Source organism: Listeria sp. LM90SB2 (assembly GCF_028867355.1).
Lineage (GTDB): Bacteria > Bacillota > Bacilli > Lactobacillales > Listeriaceae > Listeria > Listeria monocytogenes_B.
In genome coordinates, this window is sequence record NZ_CP046449.1 from 356,868 (window position 1) to 375,811 (window position 18,944).

Annotated in this window: 19 protein-coding genes and 1 riboswitch; of the genes, 16 read left to right on the forward strand and 3 right to left on the reverse strand. The window is 35.6% G+C overall.

Going from position 1 to position 18,944, the window contains the following annotated elements; translation table 11 throughout:
- Positions 1–8 precede the first annotated feature (8 nt).
- From GL301_RS01695 to thiE, 12 genes are all read left to right on the forward strand, one after another.
- Complete coding sequence (locus tag GL301_RS01695; RefSeq protein WP_003740394.1) at positions 9–1,154, forward strand: hypothetical protein; 1,146 nt, start codon at positions 9–11, stop codon at positions 1,152–1,154.
- A 167-nt stretch (positions 1,155–1,321) separates the two neighbouring features.
- Positions 1,322–1,597 carry a hypothetical protein gene (locus tag GL301_RS01700; RefSeq protein ID WP_003724239.1) on the forward strand — a complete coding sequence of 92 codons (276 nt, stop codon included), beginning with the start codon at positions 1,322–1,324 and terminating at the stop codon, positions 1,595–1,597.
- 400 nt (positions 1,598–1,997) lie between these two features.
- Positions 1,998–3,659 carry a DUF262 domain-containing protein gene (locus GL301_RS01705; RefSeq protein WP_010989412.1) on the forward strand — a complete coding sequence of 554 codons (1,662 nt, stop codon included), beginning with the start codon at positions 1,998–2,000 and terminating at the stop codon, positions 3,657–3,659.
- Between the two features lie 154 nt (positions 3,660–3,813).
- Positions 3,814–4,890 (forward strand): hypothetical protein, encoded by a 1,077-nt coding sequence (locus GL301_RS01710; protein WP_009929357.1) that lies wholly within the window; start codon positions 3,814–3,816, stop codon positions 4,888–4,890.
- Between the two features lie 114 nt (positions 4,891–5,004).
- On the forward strand, positions 5,005–5,625 hold the full coding sequence (locus GL301_RS01715; protein WP_003724242.1) for a hypothetical protein: 621 nt from the start codon (positions 5,005–5,007) through the stop codon (positions 5,623–5,625).
- Positions 5,625–6,827 (forward strand): adenine nucleotide alpha hydrolase family protein, encoded by a 1,203-nt coding sequence (locus GL301_RS01720; protein WP_274758829.1) that lies wholly within the window; start codon positions 5,625–5,627, stop codon positions 6,825–6,827. Before GL301_RS01715 ends, GL301_RS01720 begins: the two co-directional genes overlap by 1 nt.
- Positions 6,805–7,551, forward strand: coding sequence for a TatD family hydrolase (locus GL301_RS01725; RefSeq protein WP_010989414.1), 747 nt, complete (start codon positions 6,805–6,807; stop codon positions 7,549–7,551). The genes GL301_RS01720 and GL301_RS01725 overlap by 23 nt, the downstream gene beginning before the upstream one ends.
- A 182-nt stretch (positions 7,552–7,733) precedes the next feature.
- Positions 7,734–8,519 carry a ChbG/HpnK family deacetylase gene (locus GL301_RS01730; protein ID WP_010958716.1) on the forward strand — a complete coding sequence of 262 codons (786 nt, stop codon included), beginning with the start codon at positions 7,734–7,736 and terminating at the stop codon, positions 8,517–8,519.
- Between the two features lie 30 nt (positions 8,520–8,549).
- Positions 8,550–8,655: riboswitch (TPP riboswitch) on the forward strand.
- A gap of 86 nt (positions 8,656–8,741) precedes the next feature.
- Positions 8,742–9,416, forward strand: coding sequence for a thiaminase II (gene tenA / locus GL301_RS01735; RefSeq protein WP_003734561.1), 675 nt, complete (start codon positions 8,742–8,744; stop codon positions 9,414–9,416).
- Positions 9,409–10,218: a hydroxyethylthiazole kinase gene (thiM, locus tag GL301_RS01740; RefSeq protein WP_003724248.1), complete on the forward strand. Its 810-nt coding sequence runs from the start codon at positions 9,409–9,411 to the stop codon at positions 10,216–10,218. Before tenA ends, thiM begins: the two co-directional genes overlap by 8 nt.
- Positions 10,215–11,018, forward strand: coding sequence for a bifunctional hydroxymethylpyrimidine kinase/phosphomethylpyrimidine kinase (gene thiD / locus GL301_RS01745; RefSeq protein WP_003724249.1), 804 nt, complete (start codon positions 10,215–10,217; stop codon positions 11,016–11,018). The genes thiM and thiD overlap by 4 nt, the downstream gene beginning before the upstream one ends.
- Positions 11,015–11,659 carry a thiamine phosphate synthase gene (gene thiE / locus GL301_RS01750; RefSeq protein WP_010958718.1) on the forward strand — a complete coding sequence of 215 codons (645 nt, stop codon included), beginning with the start codon at positions 11,015–11,017 and terminating at the stop codon, positions 11,657–11,659. The genes thiD and thiE overlap by 4 nt, the downstream gene beginning before the upstream one ends.
- 26 nt (positions 11,660–11,685) lie before the next feature.
- Here thiE and GL301_RS01755 read toward each other — a convergent pair whose 3' ends face one another.
- Complete coding sequence (locus GL301_RS01755) at positions 11,686–13,101, reverse strand: glycoside hydrolase family 1 protein (RefSeq protein ID WP_003724251.1); 1,416 nt, start codon at positions 13,099–13,101, stop codon at positions 11,686–11,688.
- Between the two features lie 214 nt (positions 13,102–13,315).
- Positions 13,316–14,572: a cell invasion LPXTG protein Vip gene (gene vip, locus GL301_RS01760; RefSeq protein WP_014929162.1), complete on the reverse strand. Its 1,257-nt coding sequence runs from the start codon at positions 14,570–14,572 to the stop codon at positions 13,316–13,318.
- Between the two features lie 327 nt (positions 14,573–14,899).
- On the opposite strand from vip, the gene GL301_RS01765 reads away from it, so the two are divergent.
- Positions 14,900–15,559 (forward strand): GAP family protein, encoded by a 660-nt coding sequence (locus GL301_RS01765; protein WP_003728031.1) that lies wholly within the window; start codon positions 14,900–14,902, stop codon positions 15,557–15,559.
- A 297-nt stretch (positions 15,560–15,856) separates the two neighbouring features.
- Positions 15,857–16,249: a PH domain-containing protein gene (locus GL301_RS01770; protein WP_003724254.1), complete on the forward strand. Its 393-nt coding sequence runs from the start codon at positions 15,857–15,859 to the stop codon at positions 16,247–16,249.
- 34 nt (positions 16,250–16,283) lie between these two features.
- Here the strand turns inward: GL301_RS01770 and GL301_RS01775 are convergent, their stop codons facing one another.
- The gene (locus GL301_RS01775; protein WP_070298237.1) at positions 16,284–17,057 is read right to left on the reverse strand and encodes an endonuclease/exonuclease/phosphatase family protein; all 774 of its coding nucleotides are present in this window, start codon (positions 17,055–17,057) and stop codon (positions 16,284–16,286) included.
- 157 nt (positions 17,058–17,214) lie between these two features.
- Here GL301_RS01775 and GL301_RS01780 point away from each other — a divergent pair, with 157 nt between their 5' ends.
- Together GL301_RS01780 and GL301_RS01785 are read left to right on the forward strand one after the other, a co-directional pair.
- A complete protein-coding gene (locus GL301_RS01780) occupies positions 17,215–17,679 on the forward strand; it encodes a superoxide dismutase (protein WP_072219623.1) in 465 nt (154 codons plus the stop codon).
- Positions 17,680–17,946: 267 nt separating this feature from the next.
- Complete coding sequence (locus GL301_RS01785; protein ID WP_003724257.1) at positions 17,947–18,849, forward strand: XRE/MutR family transcriptional regulator; 903 nt, start codon at positions 17,947–17,949, stop codon at positions 18,847–18,849.
- Positions 18,850–18,944 lie beyond the last annotated feature (95 nt).

Consider the following 18,944-nt stretch of genomic DNA (forward strand, 5'->3'; position numbering starts at 1 on the left):
TGATTGAGTTGACTACTAAAAAAGCTTTCACTGATGAAGAATATTTCAAGCTTTCCGAGGCTGTTTATCAAGATGGCACATTAAATAGTAAAAAAATTAACATTGAACTAAGTTATAGAACAAAAAGTAATTGGAAAGTAGTGTCAAAATTAAATGATAGAGCTACTAACACACAAGCTTTTGCAGTTATTCCAGAAGAAAAAGGAAAAGATGGTAAAATCTATTATAACCATAATAACATGATTTTTGTCTATCGCGGAACAAAAGAGTCAAAAGATTTTGGCAGTGATATTATTAATGTATTTGCAGGGAAAAATTCTAGAACTAGCTTAGATAGAAAATCAAAAAATCCTTTCCAAGTCTCTAAAGAATGGACAGAAGAGGTATTAAAAGAATTTAATCCTAAAAATCCTACTTCTACTGGACATAGTTTAGGCGGAGCGCTATCGCATTATAATTCAATTTTATACGATTTTAATGCGACTACATACGCAGCTCCTAATATTTATCAATTATTACCTGAAGATAAGCAAAAGAAAGTTCGTGATGGCTTTTATAATAATTCAATTATTGATTTCACTCATGATGATGACATGATTAGAACTTTTGATCAATTTAGTTCACCTATTGTAGGTTCCCAATATATAGCGGAACGAAATAACGTCAAAGTTGGAGTCAAAGGAGTTTTTGGAGCTATTCCAGGGCACTACAATGAAACATTTGAAGGCTGTTTTTCTAGCGATGGAACGATGAAGTTAAAAGTAGATGTAGATTCTATTATTAAACATGCTCAAGACATTGATAATATTATTCAGTCACTACAAACGAATAATGATGACTTAGAGAACCTTGAAGAAAAACTACAAATAGGTTCCAAGAAAATACAAAATCAATTAGAGGAAGAAATAAGAATTGGTGGAGTTTATAGTGAATTGACTACCTGGGATATAGATGATGTTTTAACAGAACTATGTACAAAATATAAAAATGGAGTTTATTGTTTTTATAATCCGAATGAGTTTGAAAAATATTATGAAATGAATCATCAGACACGTAGACTATTGAAAAATTTTCAAATAGAGCTTGTTGATGCAGCGCAGTCTTTTCGAGAAACAAATACAAGTTTAGGAGAATGGATTTCTAATAACAATTAAAAGGAAGTGAGATTATATGTATAGCAATACTTATCAACGCGAATACGCACGTGCAATTGGGGATACATCTTATGATTTGAGCTATCACTTCAAATTATTGAGCGAGAACTCAAGAAAAAAATTTAACTGCCAAAGAACGTTCGAATTTACTTGTAGCAGAAAGTACTTTGAAAAAACAAGTTCGATTGAAAATCTTAAAGCTAGATGCAAAAAAATCAGTAGGAATACTAACTCAGCAAGCTAGAGAAGAAATAGCTATGATTCAAAAAGGAAATGAAAAAATTGGAGATGAATTAAAATTTATTCAAGATAAATTAGCGGATGCATTTGAATCCAGAACTGCAAAAGCTGTTCAAAGTTGGATGAAGCATATCCGGGAAGAAGAATTGGAAGAGCAAAAAGAGGTTCTTGTTATTTGTAAAGAAAGTATCAGAATGGATTAATATAGCGGTGAAGGTTATATTTGAAGGATATATCACGTAAAATAAAAATATTGAAGATATTGATAGAAATTTCTTAGTTTTTGTGTGAGAAATCGAAAAAGATGCATTTATTAATAATATGCTATTAAGGATTTTGAAAACTAGCATAATAAAAATTTAAAAAGATCTAGTCATATAACCCACCTATACAAATGTGTATTGTTTTTTAAGTATCAAAAGTAGTTTTTTGGTTCATTTGTGTATTATTTCACTTAAATTAATAAAAAGTATATTTTTATATCTTTTTACCCCTGTTTTTAATGAATAAATGTAATTAAATATTCACATTTGGAAGCGTTATTTCAACTATAATAGAAGTAGGAAGATGAATTTTAAATAAAGAATTTATGGGGATGAAAATATGAGCATTATTAATAGTAATTTTAGAAGTCTAGGTTCATACATAATGGAGAATATTTATAAAATACCTAATTATCAAAGAGAATATTCATGGGAAGAAACAGAGTTAGAAGACTTATGGATGGACTTAAGTCAAATCATAAATGGTGAAACTGAAAGTCATTTTTTTGGACAAATTGTAATACATGTAGATAAAAAAGAAAAAGCGAAACTAATAATCGATGGTCAGCAAAGAACGAGTACAGCAGTCATCTTTTTAGCTGCGATGAGAGAGTTGTTCACAGAGATGTATAATGCAGGCTGGGATGATGCACAATTTGATGCGCAGGACATTACTACGAAATTTATCGGTAGGTATACACAAACTAGGGATGAGAGGAAATTAATACTTGGTGAAAATGATAAAAGCTATTTTTCAAATAGAATACAATCGGTTTCTTCCGAACAACTAGGTCTTCAAAAAGCAACTAAATCTCAAAAAAGAATAAATTTTGCTTATAACTACTTTTATAAAAAATTAGAAGAAGAAATAAATTCTTCTGATTTTCTTGAGGATAAATATGGTCTTTTAAAAACATTTTTCAGTACTTTTACAGAAAAATGCTCAGTTATGTTTGTAGAAACAGATGATTTTAATGAGGCATTTATTATTTTTGAAACATTAAATGCAAGGGGAAAAGATTTGGAGACTGCTGATTTATTAAAAAATCACTTATTTAAAATTGCCAATAAAAAGGTTGGAGAAGTTAAAAAAAATTGGAAACAAATGTTGGAATTTATAGGGACGGTTGATACCACGAAGTATATTCGACATTTTTGGAATTCTCAAAATGTATTTATTAGAGAAAAGGATTTATATAAAGAAATTAGAAAAAAGATAACAACTCAATTTGAAGCAATTATTTTTATAGATGATCTAGTTAGATTATCAGAAGTTTATGGAGGAATGAAAAATCCTGCAGAAGATAATTTTTTTGAGACGGATTCTCAGCAAGTTTTAAATGATTTAAAGCGATTAGGAGCAAAATCATTTTATCCAATTATTCTAGCTATGGTAAAGAAAGATTATGGCCCTAATGAGATTTATGAGGTTCTTTCTGCTATTGAAGTTCTGGTTGTAAGAAATTTTGTTATATCCGGATTGGTAGCAAATAAATATGAAACAGAATTTTCAAAAATAGCTTTTAAAATTTATCAAGAAGAGGTTGAGAGTGTTACAGAAATTATTAATCTGATTAGAACTAATATTATAGCAGATGATGTTTTTTTGAATAACTTTTCTAGCTTTAAAACTACAAATAAACTTAGATTAAGATACATATTAAAAAAAATTAATGACAGTTACTCTAAAGAAATTGCTGTTTTAAACGATAATAATAAAATCCACCTTGAACACATAATGCCTATAAAAGCAGATGGATGGGATATCATTAAAGAAGAACATGAAGAATATTTGTGGAAGATTGGAAATCTTACTCTATTGGGAAGCGAATATAATAAAAAATCGACCAATAAAATATTTAATGATAAGAAAGATATTTATGAATATTCGGAAGTTCAGTTGACAAGGAAGTTGTTAGATTATGATGAATGGAATATAGATGTAATTAAAGAAAGGCAAGTTGAGTTAGCTGAACTTGCTGTTAATATTTGGAAAGTGTAATAAATTTATATAAATTCTAGCATTAGATTTGATATTTCATAAAAAAGTGGAAGGTATCATAATTAATGGATTTTAGAAGAGTAAGTTTATTTAAAAAGATAGGAAGAGGCGAACGTTTGTTATGCTTCTTGTTTTCTTGATAAGCAGAGTTTGAATGGCAAATAATTTAAAACAAACACTAAGAAGTGGTGAGATGTATATGGTAAGGAAATTTTTTGGATATATAGGAACCAGAAGATTTAATATATACGAAGCATTAGTTTATAGAAATAGGTATAGTTTAAAGAATAAAGAGAAGTTAATTTTTTATGATGGAACAAGTAAAATAAAGCAAAAGATTGCACCGAAAAGTGGAAGCAAAAATGGAAGAAGTCCTCATTTTGCATATTATCCAAATTCGTCTCATGATGGAGTAGGAAAGGAAATGACTGTTACACATAAGGCATACCAAGAGGCTATATCTACTTTGAAAATTTTTTGTATAGAAACATTAGATGGTGAAGTAATTATACTTGAAGTAGAAGAGGCTAAACTGGAATATTATATTAATGATGAAGGTCAGTATTATTTAGTTGATATTCTTATAGTATTGAAAAGTACATATCCATTCTATTATTTTTATAAGTGGGAGGGAATATTAGCTATAGAAATCTGGGTAAGCCATAAAACAGAGCAAAAGAAGATTGAAGCGCTAAACAGGAAGGGTATTCCAACTATAGAATGTAAGATATCTAAAAAGTTGTTATTAAATGAGGATATCCAAAGCGATAAGGAATACTTAAAGAATGTTCAAAAGGTAATTAATCGTTACTCAGATATAAAATTTCATTTATACGGAAGATTTATTTCTGATGCAAAAATCGATGAAACTTCAGTGTGGGGAGAGAAGTACTTGGAATTTAAAAACTATCATAATGAAAAAAAAAGAATGGAACTGCACTTCAGAAAACTAGAAAAACAAAAATTAGAACTGGAGAAGAAAAATAAGGAGCTAATAAGTGAAAATTATAATCTGGATTTAGAAATAAAAAATAAACATACTGTAATAGAGAAATTGAGTAAGAATAAGATGGAAGTTGAAGCTAATAAGGAATTATTGAAAATATGTAAAATTGAAAATGAAAACCTGATAAAAAAAGTGTCAGCATTGAATTTTGAATTAGTAAAAATGAAAGAGTATAAAGATCATCCAATAAAAACTTTCTGGAAAGATAAGATCCGATTCAAATAAAATAGTGATATTTTTTTATGTGAAATTTGTGATCAAAAATTAAGGTCGTTTTTGAATATTTAATATCTCGATGCTAAGAATAAAATTATGAACTTATAAGAACGGAGTGATTTTATGGGAACTAATAGAGCTAGAATTGATAAGTCTATTGAAAATATTCTTAAAGGAAAGAATATTGAAGAAGCTAAACTACACTTGCCGGAAATAACAAGCACAATAAAAACTGGTTTTATTGAAAAAGAAATTTCGGAACAAGTCTATCAAAGTATTATAGGTGTTGTAAGCGGGAAGCTTTCAAAGATTTATGACCTAGATGAAGATAAGTGTAAAGAGATTACAAGTGATTTTATTAAAAGAGAACAATGGATAAATGAGATAATGGAGTTGGTTGAACAGGATAATGTAACTGGAATATCAGATGTTTTGTTGAAGGCCTTAAAAATAGCGCTAGGAGAAACTGTTAAAGCTGAACAAAATGAAACTTACTTTGTAGAGAAACTATTGTATGAAATCATTTTTTTATCTTTAGAAAACACTATGCAAGGAGCTTTGGAAACTTTGGAGGAAGGGATAACTATTCCACAAATTCGAAAAGAGTTTATAAAACCTCTTGCTGATAAGCTATTTGAGGAAGATATAAAGACAGAAATTCCAGCTTTAGTATTAGGTAAAACAACTTTAGCTGTAATAAATAATAAAATCGCTGATAAGTTAAAAAATTTTGGTGGCTTTTAATGAGTGAAATCCAACATTTTTCAGAGTTTATAGATGGGGCTACAAATTATTGGTATGAGAATAAATTTGATCGCTGTAATGCATGTGATATGGTTAACGTTATGTTAACAGTGTTCGATGGAGATATTTCTACACCAGGTAACCAAAGTAATAAAATTCCTCGGAGGATATCTGTATCTGCAAAAGTATATGATGTGGATCGTTGGAATCAATCTAGAGAGGAATTAATAGAATTACTTAATTGGGTATCAGGAGACCTATTTGAGATGTCTTTTGAGAAAAATGAAGAACTATTTGACGCCTTTCCATTAGAACTCCCAAGTCCTCGAAAAGAGTGTATCACACTATTTTCAGGTGGATTAGATTCTTTTGCAGGCTCCTATTACAACTTCTTAAATAATATTTCAAGTGATTATGTAGGATATGTTAATAAAGCCGAGGAAAGAACATACCAAAAGCGCTTACAGTCTTTTTATAGAAAGATTTTTTCTGCAGGTGGTAGTGAGGTTGATATCAGGAATAAATATCAAAAGCCTAAAATTTTCTACTTTCAATCAACTAGATCTTTACTATATTTATCCCTAGCAATATCAAAAGCTATTTCTAATTCTGTCAAAGAAATTAGAATGTATGAAAATGGTATACTATCTTTAAACCCTGAATTTGGCAGATACACAACAAAAACTACACATCCTAAGACAATTTTTCTCTACAATAAACTTTTAGATACTCTTGGATATGATATTCGAATAGTAAATAAATTTGAATACGAAACGAAAGGTGAAATTGTTGAAAATATGAATCTGGAATTTAAATCACAAATAAAAAATACTTTTACATGTGGAAAAAGTAGGGTCGGAAAAGAGTATAACCACACAGGACAATGTGGTGCGTGTATTCCATGTATATTAAGGAAAATATCTTTGGCAGCATATGATAATGAGCATTTTGACGCTAAATATTTTGTGGGTTATAAAAACGTAGCTTCTGCGTCGGAAAAATATTTAAAGGATTACATTAACAATATAGGGTATTTCGATGCTTATGTTGAAGCAATTAAAAATGAAGAGATTTTTGGTGAAATATCAAATAACCAGCATAAATTCCATAAGGAAAATAATTACTTGAGATATAAAAAAGTAATGTTTGATAAATTTGCATCTGAATACGAAAGGTTTATTGCGAAATATGGGATACATTGATCTTCATGTGCATATAGATTTTTATTCAGAGCCAATAAAGATTGCAAGAGAATACGAACGGTTGAAGATATATGTTATTTTTGTTACTTATTTGCCAGAAATATTTTTGAAAACTCGATATGAATATGATAATTATAAATATGTAAGATTAGGAGTAGGATTTCATCCAGATATGGTAGGGGAATATGATTTTGATAAGAATGCGTTTGAAAGAGGGCTACAGTACACTAGATATATTGGAGAAGTAGGGCTGGATTTTTCTAAATCGAATCAACAATTTAAAGAACAACAAATAGAAATATTTCAACAAATAACTAGCCCAAAATATAACAAAGGAAATGTGTATTCGATCCACTCCAGAAAAGCTGAGGTAGAAGTACTGCAAATTCTTAAAAGCAACAATGTTAAAAGTGCAATCTTTCATTGGTATACTGGGGGAAAACACATGCTAAAAGATATTTCAGATTCAGGATATTTTTTTTCTGTAAATCATAAAATGCTTACTTCGAAAAATGGTATTGATATTATTAAAAGCATTCCTAAGTCCCAATTATTATTTGAAACGGATGGTCCTTTTGCGAGAAAAGAGAAAAGTATTGTTTATCCAAGCAATTTTAAACAGATTTATGCGGATTTTGAGGAAGTTATTCCAGGATTTGAAAAGATAGTTTTCTCTAATTTTAAAAGACTATTATTTCAAAAAGATATTGATAAAATTAATTAAGGGAATTAGAGTAAATTAAGGTATTTCTTAATAGTATATTGAAAGATTGGAACTATGGATTAATTGTTAAAGAGATTTGGAAAGATTAGCTTATAGTTATGCTAGTTGATAAGAGGCAATCTTTTGTTAAGAAATTAATAAATTTGTAGTCTGTTTTTTTAATTATAATAAGGAGGTTCCCCATGCCAAAACTAATCATCGACGCAGACGATTTCGGTCTATCCAAAGCCATAAACCACGGCATCATCGAAAGCTACAAAACCGGCATCACAACATCCACTTTACTCATGCCAAACCTAGAAACTGCCGAGCACGCAATCGCTCTCGCAAAAGACCACCCAGACCTATTCATCGGGCAACACACAAATTTCTTACTCGGAAAACCATGCACGGACCCGGCGGAAATCCCGTCACTTGTCGACGAAAACGGGGAATTCCATCGTTCCAAATATTACCGGGCTAACCCTGAACTGAAATTCCAATACGAAGATGTGCGCACGGAAACCATCGCTCAAATGGAACGATTCAAAGCGCTAACTGGTCACTACCCAGAACACATTGACTGCCACTCAATCGGTGATGAAACGGTTGACCAAGCTTTCTTTGATATTGCGCGTGAGTTCGGGATTCACACCACTTTAAAATACAGCGGTGATAAAAAATGGCCAGATCAGGAAGGTTATTTACCAATTACTAAACTATTGGAATCGGGCGCACTCCCATACACAAACGGCGGTGTCTCGATTGAGAACTTCCTTAACGATGATTTCGGATTATTAAAATTGGCGCCAAACGAAATCGCTGAGATGCATTTTGATGTCGGTTTTTTGGATCAATTTGTGCTGGATAATTCTTCTTATACGTTGATGCGGTGCCGCGAGCTTGCGACGATTTGTGACGCGCGGGTGCGGGATTGGCTTCTTGAAAATGGGTTTGAGCTTATTACATTTGGGGATTTACAGCGGTAAAACTCTATGTTATGATGAACGCAACTTAATAAGAAAAACTAGGGGGGCCGATTCTGGCTGAGATAGGAAGGTAATGCTTTCTGACCCTTTGAACCTGTTTGTTAGTGCAAGCGTAGGGAAGTGAATGTGAAAGTGACCGGAAAATTTATCGCGGCTGCTGTTTCTTTGCTTATGCTAAGGGACAGTGGGCGCTTTTTTTATTGTTCAAAAGGAGGAGTTTGAGTGTTTGTTCACGGTTTTCAAGAAGAAGTAGGGGATTTATGGCAAGAAACGTTGCAGCATCCATTTGTGCAGAGTTTGGCGGATGGGACGCTTGAGAAGGAGGCGTTTTACTATTATTTGCTCCAGGATGATTATTACTTGTCACATTTTGAGAAGGTGATTGAGAAAAGTGTGGAACAGGCGGGGACGGCGGAACTTGCTGCGGAAATGAGGGAAGTACAAAGGCGGCTTCAGCAATCAGAGTTGTTGATGCGCGAACAGTTTTATCCACGGGTTGGGCTAGCGGAGCGTGATTTTTCCGAGCGCAAACCAGCGCCAACTGCTTATCATTATACTTCTCACCTTTACCGGATGGCAGATTTTGGCAGTTTTGGGGTAACGATTGCGGCGCTTTTGCCATGTTATGCGCTTTATGCGGATATGGGGAAAATGTACGAAGGGGCGCGGAGTTCGGAGCCATTTTATCAAGAGTTGTTGGATAGTTATGTGGATGAAAATTATCAAAAAGTGGTGTTGCAGCAGAAGCGGTTGGTGGAACAGGCGGCGAGTATGGCGGATGCGCGGGAGCTTGCCCTCATGAAGCAGGCTTTTCAAATTAGTGTGGAAATGGAATGGGCATTTTTTGATATGGCTTATAAAAAACAAAATTGGCGTGGGAGTGTGAATTATGTTTGATTTTATGACGTTGGAAAAGGTGTGGGAAAAAGGGCCGTTGGTACATAATATTACGAATATCGTGGTTGCGAATGACTCGGCGAACGGGTTGCTTGCGATTGGTGCGTCACCGATTATGGCTTCTGCGAAAGAGGAAATGGATGAACTTGCGAAAATGGCGGATGTGCTCGTGATTAATATTGGGACGCTAGACGGGGAGCTTGTTACAGCGATGAAAATTGCTGGACGTGCGGCAAATGTTGCTGGAACGCCGGTTGTGCTTGACCCGGTCGGTGTTGGTGCGACTTCATACCGTCGTAAAGTGGTGCAAGAATTATTGGCTGAAATCCAGTTTACGGCGATTCGTGGAAATGCGGGAGAGCTTGCGGCGATTGCTGGTGAAGCTTGGGAAGCGAAAGGCGTGGATGCGGGTGTTGGTTCGGCGGATGTGCTGAGCATTGCTGAAAAAGTGGCGAATGAATGGAGCACGGTTGTTATTATTAGCGGCGAAGTAGATGTGATTTCAGACGGAACGCGTTTTGCAAAAGTGGCTAATGGTAGCGCACTGCTTCCAAGAATTACTGGTTCTGGTTGTTTGCTCAGTGCAGTTTGCGGTAGTTTTATGGCCGTTCAGGATGATGCTTTTCGAGCTAGTGTCGAAGCATGCGCGAGTTATGCGGTGGCTTCTGAGTACGCGGAAATCGAATTAGAAAGAAAACTTCCAGGTTCATTTCGACCACAATTTTTAGATGCTCTTGCTAGTTGGTCGGTCGAAAAAACGCGTGCCAAAGCTAAAATCCAAGAAAGTGGTGAACACAAATGATTTTCAAACAAGTATTAACGATAGCTGGTTCAGATTCTGGCGGCGGCGCGGGGATACAAGCGGATATCAAGACATTTCAAGAGCGTAAAACCTTTGGCATGTCCGTCATCACGGCAATCACGGCACAAAACACGCTAGGTGTAAAAGCAGTGCATAAAATCCCGGTAGAAATGATCCGCGAACAGTGCGACGCGATTGCAGAGGATTTTCAAGTGAGCGCCGTGAAAACTGGAATGCTAGCAGATGCAGAAATTATCCGGGAAGTGGCGCGGAATATCCGTTTGCACAACTTCCCAAATATCGTCATTGATCCTGTGATGATTGCAAAAGGTGGAACTGCTTTGCTTGAAAACGAGGCGACCCAAGTGTTGAAAGACGAGCTTTTGCCACTTGGTACGATCATTACGCCGAATATTCCAGAAGCGGAAGAAATTCTTGGTGAAAAAATCACAACCAAGGCGGAAATTGAACAAGCCGCTAAGAAAATTTTTGATTTAGGTGTAAAAGCGGTTGTTATTAAAGGTGGGCATAGCGAAATGAGTGAGGCGGCTGATTTTTACTATGATGGCGAAACGACAAAATGGCTGACGAGCGAGCGCTTTGATACGCCGCATACGCACGGGACTGGTTGCACTTTTTCGGCATGTATTGCAGCTGAACTTGCGAAAGGGAATTCGCTTTTGGATAGTGTCATGGTTGCGAAAGAATTTATCACAAGTGCGATTAAATATCCGCTTGGAATTGGTCACGGTCATGGTCCAACCAACCATTTTGCCTACCGATTGGAGGATGGGAAATGAGAGCTGAACTAGCTGTATATTTTATCGCTGGAACGCAAGATATTGTTCGTGGAACGTTGCCAGGTGTGTTAGAAGAAGCACTGAAAGCCGGAATTACTTGTTTCCAATATCGCGAAAAAGGAGCAGGCTCACTCCAAACTGCTTCCGAAAGAAAAGAAATGGCGCTAGAATGCCAACAATTATGCACAAAATATCAAGTGCCATTCATTATTAACGATGATGTCGCCCTAGCCCTCGAAATCGGCGCGGACGGCATCCATGTCGGGCAAAACGACGAGGAAATTCGCCAAGTTATCGCGAGTTGCGCTGGAAAAATGAAAATCGGACTTTCGGTTCATTCGGTTAGTGAAGCGGAGGAAGCAGAACGACTTGGAGCGGTGGATTATATCGGCGTTGGGCCCATTTTTCCCACGATTTCAAAAGCGGATGCAGAGTCAGTGAGTGGAACGGCAATTTTGGAAGAAATTCGCCGGGCTGGAATTAAGCTACCAATTGTCGGGATTGGCGGAATTAATGAAACAAATTCAGCTGAGGTTCTCACAGCAGGTGCGGACGGGGTATCGGTTATTTCAGCGATAACTCGGTCGGATGATTGCTACTCCGTTATCAAGCAATTAAAAAACCCAGGTTACCCCTCTTAAAAAAGGCAAACCTGGGTTTCTCATTTTTATAAATCTTCACCATTGGTAGCAATAACGTTCTTGTACCAACCAAAACTTTTCTTCTTATAACGGTTTAGCGTACCTGTGCCGTCGTTGTTGCGATCGACATAGATAAAGCCGTAACGTTTTTTCATTTCAGCAGTGGAGGCACTTACAAGGTCAATACAGCCCCATGAAGTGTAACCCATCAAGTCAACGCCATCTTTAATCGCTTCTTTCACTTGCGATAAATGAGCGCTCAAATAATTAATACGGTAGTCATCATTTACTGTGTAGTTGCCGTTTTCGTCTTTTTCTAGTTGATCGATAGCGCCAAGACCGTTTTCTACGATGAAAAGTGGTTTTTGGTATCTATCCCAGAATTCGTTTAGGACAACGCGCAAGCCTTGAGGGTCGATTTGCCAGCCCCATTCGGATGCTTCTAGGTAAGGGTTTTGTACGCCGCCTAGGATGTTTCCTGCGCCAGCTTTGCGTTTTGACTCGTCAGCTGTTTCGGTTGTGCTCATGTAATAGCTGAAGGAAATGAAATCTACTGTGTTTTTAAGGATTTCTAGGTCTTCTTCTGTTACGTCTAATTCAATATTATTTTCTCTGAAATAGCGTTTCATGTAGCCCGGATAAGTTCCGCGGACATGAACATCGGAGAAGAAGTAGTTTTTGCGCTCTGCTTCCATAACAGCGATAATATCATCTGGGTTGGAAGTTAGCGGATAAGTTGGCATTGCTAGGACCATGCAGCCGATTTGGGCTTCGGGCATGATTTCGTGACCAATTTTTGTAGCCAGCGCGCTCGCCACAAGTTCGTGGTGGACAGCTTGATATAAGTCTTTTTGAGATAATTTATCTGGGCTTGTAGAAATACCGCCGCTCATGAATGGTGCGTGTAAAATGGAGTTGATTTCATTGAAAGTGAGCCAATATTTTACTTTGCCTTTGTAGCGATTAAACACGGTGCGGACATAGTTTTCATAGAAGTCGATCATTTTTCTATTTACCCAGCCGTCGTAAGTTTTCGATAAGTGAAGTGGTGTTTCATAGTGAGATAAAGTAATCAGTGGTTCGATATTATGTGCTAGAAGTTCATCGAATAAATCATCGTAAAATTGTAATCCTGCTTCGTTTGGCTCAGTTTCGTCACCATTTGGGAAGATACGGGACCAAGCGATGGAAGTACGGAAAACCTTGAAGCCCATTTCGGCAAAAAGTTTCACGTCATCTTTGTAGCGATGATAGAAGTCAATTCCTTCTAATTTTAAGTTATCTGGTGTTGGACCGTCAGTAATGTGACCAAATCCGCCTTTTGGAGTAACATCTTGAACGGAAAGTCCTTTTCCATCGACGTTGTAAGCGCCTTCGAATTGGTTTGCAGCAGCAGCTCCACCCCATAAAAAGTTGGCTGGAAATCCTGTATTTGTATGCATGTTAAAAACTCCTTTTCTACATTTTAAAGTATCTATGAAAAAAACCAAATACTTTTCTAAATACATGCAAAAAAAACACGGTACTTAGAAAAATATTTGGTTATGCCCGGCTTTCGTCGGTAACATTCCGATTTATAGTTAAAATATAGCAAAAATAAGGAAGATAGTCAACGAAAACAAATAACACCGACTCTATTTTGAGCCGGTGTTTTGACTATTTTTTACGTCTAAAAAGGGCAAGGGAAGCGAGCATAAGTGTACCGAATAAAATGCTAGATGTGGTTTCAGTGTCCCCTGTTTTAGGAATTGGCAAAGTAGTTGTTTTTGTTACGCTGGATTTTGCTTGTTTTGTTGCTTGTTTTGTTGCTGTTTTTGTTGCTTGACTAGTAATTTGAATCGGGTTGTTTACTATTTTTGAATCGGCGGATTTTTCTGGTTCATTTTCGCTAGAATCAGATTCTACTACCGTTGATTCTGGATTTTCTGGAGTGGTGATTTCTGGTTTTTCAGGTGTTGCTGGATCTGTTGGTGTAGATGGTTCGTCAGGTGTTGGGGTTGCTGGATCTGTTGGTGTAGATGGTTCGTCAGGTGTTGGAGTTGCTGGATCTACTGGTGTGACTGGCTCTTCTGGGTTATCAGTTTCTGGATCGTTTTTTGGTGGTGTTACAGGTTTGGAACGTTCGTCTAGTTCTGTTTGAGCTTTTACAATGTTGGCCTGAAGCGTATCTTTTAACTCGGAAGCAGGAAGAACATCGACAAGCGTTTGAGCTTGGTCAATCAAGTCTTGCGTAGTTTCAGCTTTAATCGAGTTTGCTGGATTATCCTCTAGGAAAAGTTGGTTGACAGCTTGTATGGCTGCCTGTTCTTGTGCTATGCGCGCATCCAGTTGTTGTTGAGCATTATTAAGTTGTTCTTGGAAAGTTTCTTTTTCTGAACTAGTTACAGTATTAATTTGTTCCTGCACAGCGTTAATAGCGTTTTGATCTGTTGCAGCTAAAATAGTTCCTGTTGGATCATTATTTAGAAACAGCTCATTAATGGCTGTTTGGATATAGTTGTAGTTGATGGTTACTGTTTTGATTAAATCGCTATTAGTTTCTGTCATTGAACGAACCATGGCCCCTTTCTCTAAAATTACATTGCCACTAGCTTCGTAGCCAAGAGGATCATAATAAGTGAAATCGGATAAATCAACAGCGTAGGTACCAGCTGCATTGGTAGTGCCAAAGAATGTTCCAGTGAGCCTGCCTTCTGGGGTATAAATTGCTATGGCAAAAGATGATAATGCTGTGGTTTTTCCAGTGATTTTCGTGTCACCAACATGGGGCGCATCTAAAGGGCTAATATAAATAGTTGAGGCATAATGTGTTTCTTCATATGCGGATGCCATCGCAGGTAAGGCAGTAATAGAAGTAGTTAAAAGGGAGACAGTAAATAATACAGTTGCTAAGTTCTTAAAATATTTATTCATTAAGTGGTCTTTCCTCCAATAGAAATAATCTTGTGAGCTTAGCATACTATTATCAGGATGCTAAAAATAGTAGTGAAATGAGTTGTATTTCCGGTTTATGAAGTGAAATTATGTCTAATTCGCCACAATTGGCTAATAACTACATTGTATCCCTTGAAAAAAGTCTTTTTTTAGTCAAACGCTCCGATAAAAGCATTTTTGTTCTTCTGAGAAAAAGATATACCGACAATTGTTTGTTAGCCGGGATTAGAGGGAACTAGGTAAAAGGAACGGTCTAATGAAGATGATTTTTTCATTAGTAAAGATATATACAGAGGAGGAGTCAGCGTGGGATCAGCGTTTTCAGCTATTTTGTCACCGGCAGTGGGGATTTTGATTAGCCCATTTCCAATTGTAGGACTTATTTTGATTTTACTTAGCAACAAGGCTCGGATTAACAGTATTTTTTATACGGTAGGTTGGATTGTTGGGAATATAGCTATTTTCTTTATTGGGTTATTCTTAATGAGTTCAGCGGTTAGTTCGTCCGGAGATCAGTCAACCTTGGTCAAAGTGGTACTTATTGTGCTGGGGGCTTTACTTATACTTCTAGGCGCACATGACTTTACAAAACGTCCTAAAAACGGGGAGCAGGCTGCAACACCAAAATGGTTTGAAAAAATGAGCAATATTAAACCGGGAGGCGCGATGATGTTTGCGTTTGTGCTTTCAGCAGTGAATCCAAAAAATATGTTGCTTTCACTTACAGCGGGAGTGAGCGTTGGGGCGCTGAATTTATCTGGTGGGCAAGAAACAACGGCAACGATTATTTTTGGCATTATCGCTTGTTGTTCGATTTATATTCCTACCATTGCTTTTTTATTAGCTGGGAGCAAACTTAACAACGCATTGGATAGCACGCGTAAATGGCTTATCCAAAACAATTCAGTGATTATGGCGGTTCTTTTCTTATTTATTGGTTTGAGTGTTATTAGTAAGGCGTTTTAAAAATAAAGCTGTTTTTTCCTGGAACATAGGAGAAAGACAGCTTTATTTTTTTAATAAATTAAAAGAAATCTGTTCTATTTTTGATAATACTTTCTAAATAATTAGTTGTTCGAAAATGACACTAGACTAAAGCCGAACTAGCGAATATAATAAGATTATATTCATCCTCTAACTATTAAAATTTTACTCACTGGGAAGAAATTAAGCGGGGGAGTTATTTTTTTCTAATGTTATAGACTTTTGATTGAAAGAGGCTTTTTGTAGAATAAAATAATGTAAATAAAAAGGATGGGTTAAATGTTAGACAAGTTGTTGGGAAAAGCTGCCGTAGTTACCGAATCTTCTTATGGCATTGAGAGATTTTTAGGAGAAGATGAAACAATTATTCAGATTTTTAAGTTTGTAAGAGATGAAGTTATTATTACTTCTAAAGGGATTTTTAATGTGGATGCTCAAGGAATAACTGGAAAGAAAGTAGAATATAAGTTTTTCCCGAAGAAAGCATTAAAATATGTTTCTATTGAGACAGCTGGAACTTTGGACCGTGATTTTGACTTAAAAATTGGCGTTGACGGCAATACAGTCGTGACACAAAATACATCTTTCTCTGCACCAATTTCCTTAAAAGTACATAAAAATGATACGGAAATGGGCTTTGCGCTTTATAAAATGATTAAAGAAATGTTATGAGTAGAAGAGAAGACGAATATCGTCTTCTCTTTTTTTATGTCCATCCTACTACTGCCATCACAGGAAAATGATCAGAAGCAGAACAGCCGTCTATTTCGTCTGTGCTAGTTTCGTAAGAGCAGATGTGGAACTCATTAGACACAAAGATGTAATCAATTTTTTCTAGCTCGCTTTCAGGTCGGAGTGGTTGAAAATCATGAAAACTACCAAGGGGTCCTTTAACAGGAGTTTTAGAAAGTAACTGCGCATCCTGATATCTTTGAGTTATTAAGTTGTACGTCGGTGTACTAGGCTCTGTATTGAAATCTCCAAGTAAAATTACCGGTAAATCTTCTTGAATCAAGCTCGCTTTATGTAGTAAAAGTTGGCTTGCGAATAGCCGAGCTTCTTCAGAGATATGATCTAAATGTGTATTGAAAATATAAAATTGCTTTCCATCCGTTGAATCTTCTAGTTTTCCCCAAACGCAAATTCGTGGAAACATGGCTGTTGAGTGAATGGAAGGAACCTCAGGCGTTTCGGAAAGCCAAAAATGCCCTTCTTGCAACAAGGTGAAACGAGTAGAATTATAAAAAACAGCAGTAAATTCTCCTTTTTCAAAACCATCATCTCGTCCTACACCAAAATAATCCCAATTTTGCATTTCTTTCATGTCGCGCATTTGTGGCAGAAGGGGTTCCTCCACTCCCATGAAATCCCATTGATATTTATCAAGTAATGATTTTGTTAGTGTTTTACGCAATTCCCAGCTCTTTTTCCGCTCAGAGGTATCATCAAAACGAATGTTAAAAGTAGTTACACTGAACATTTTTCCACATCCTTCTTTTCATTGGAATGTTTTACAAAGAGAGTTTAGCATATTTATGAAAACGTTTCACTGATTTGGGTTTTATGTAGTATATATTCTACATTTTTTCTGGAAAAATAAAACCATTGTATTGTTGTAAAAAGGGAGTGTCACTATGTTGCGAAAAAGTCGATGGTTGCTCATATTATTACTATTGATAGTATTAGTGGCATTATTAGCATGCGTGGACAGCGGGAATGGAGATGTTTCCGGTGTGCCGGCTAAAAGGGGAAAACAGCATTTCCCTCCAACTGATACGAAAAAAGGATGGATAGAACTTCTTGCCACGGATGGAATTTCAAGTCAAGGTGATCTGCCTTGTGTTTATGAAGAGGCGGAATCTGTAGAAAAATTGGAAGTTCATATGAAAGAATTAAGTACGGTGAGTTTGACCTATGTTTATATTGATGGCTACATCGTCCAAATGGAACAAGGTGGCGGCGAACTTTCCTTTCAAATTCAATTAAGTAAAGCAGAATTAAAAAGAGGAATTCACGAATTAACGGCCGTGCAATATCAAGAAAATAATCCTGATACAAACAAAGTGGAGCTTTTAAAACGTGCTAATTATGAAGTGAAATAAAAAAGACTAATAAACAATTCATAACCATATTTTTAAAGAGAATGTGAAAAATGACATTCTTTTTTTGTGCTATTAATACTTACAAAAGAAAGATGACGATATTGTAAGTAGCTTTTCGCTTTTAAAAGAATTAAAATACTAGTGTTTAGGGTATATATTTTAAGAGCAATGATTCCTAAATTGTTTGGAGTAGAGAAATTAAAGCATAGACATAGATACTGCATTCCGACTTTTTGAAATGGAAGAACTTAATTAGGGGGATATCATATGGGTTCATATGGCGAATTGATTCGGGAAATACGGCTATCTAAAGGTTTGACTCAAAAAGAGGTATACACAGGAATTATATCTAGGTCTTATGCAATCGGATTTGAAAAAGGAAAACACGAGATTACTTTGAGTTTGTTTGAAGAAATTTTAAAGCGGATCATGGTTCCTTTAGATGAATTCTTTTTTATTTACAGAGACTTTTCTTCGACAGAGGATGATAGTTTTTGGATTGATTTCGTCGAGCTATCAGGTAAAAATGATGTTGTAGGGATGCAGGCGTTGCTAGATAAAATAACTTTAGAGCGAACGGAGCAGACAGAAGTTAGAAAAGCGATACTTCATACGAGAATTCAAACGATTAATCATTATTTGCGTACGAATGTGTTTGATGAATCGAATATTTCTGATGAATATAAAAAAATTATTCATGACTATCTTTGGAAAATGCAGACGTGGACTTTAGAAGAGGTTCGTATTTTTTCCAACGGCATATCATTTTTTGAGGAAGAAGTACAAATTCACTTTTATCAAATTATGTTGAAATCGTATGAAAAGTATAGGTACTATGATAGAGGAAGACTGCTATTTTGCCATCTATTTGCTAATCTGACAGATGAACTCATCATACAGAATAAAATCAATTATGCGAATCTAGTACTCGAAAAATTAAAAGAAGCATCTGAAACAAGTGGTAGTTTTAACAGTGCTTTTTATCGAATAGTAGCCAATTATTATCAAGGGGCTATTTGGATGAAAGAAGGCGAAGTGGAAAAGGGCTATCGCCAAGCCAAAAGAGCCATTCAAACATGGAAAGAACTGCATTATGAAGCAATAGCAGATTTGTATAGCGTGGTATTAAAACAATTTTTAGAAAAAGAAAATATCCAAGTAGAAGATTAACTATCCGAAGAATTTCTATTTAAAAAACACTAAAATGGAGTCGTTTTAGTGTTTTTTTGTTTGTGGTAAAGATGTTTTATGTACTATATATAGCA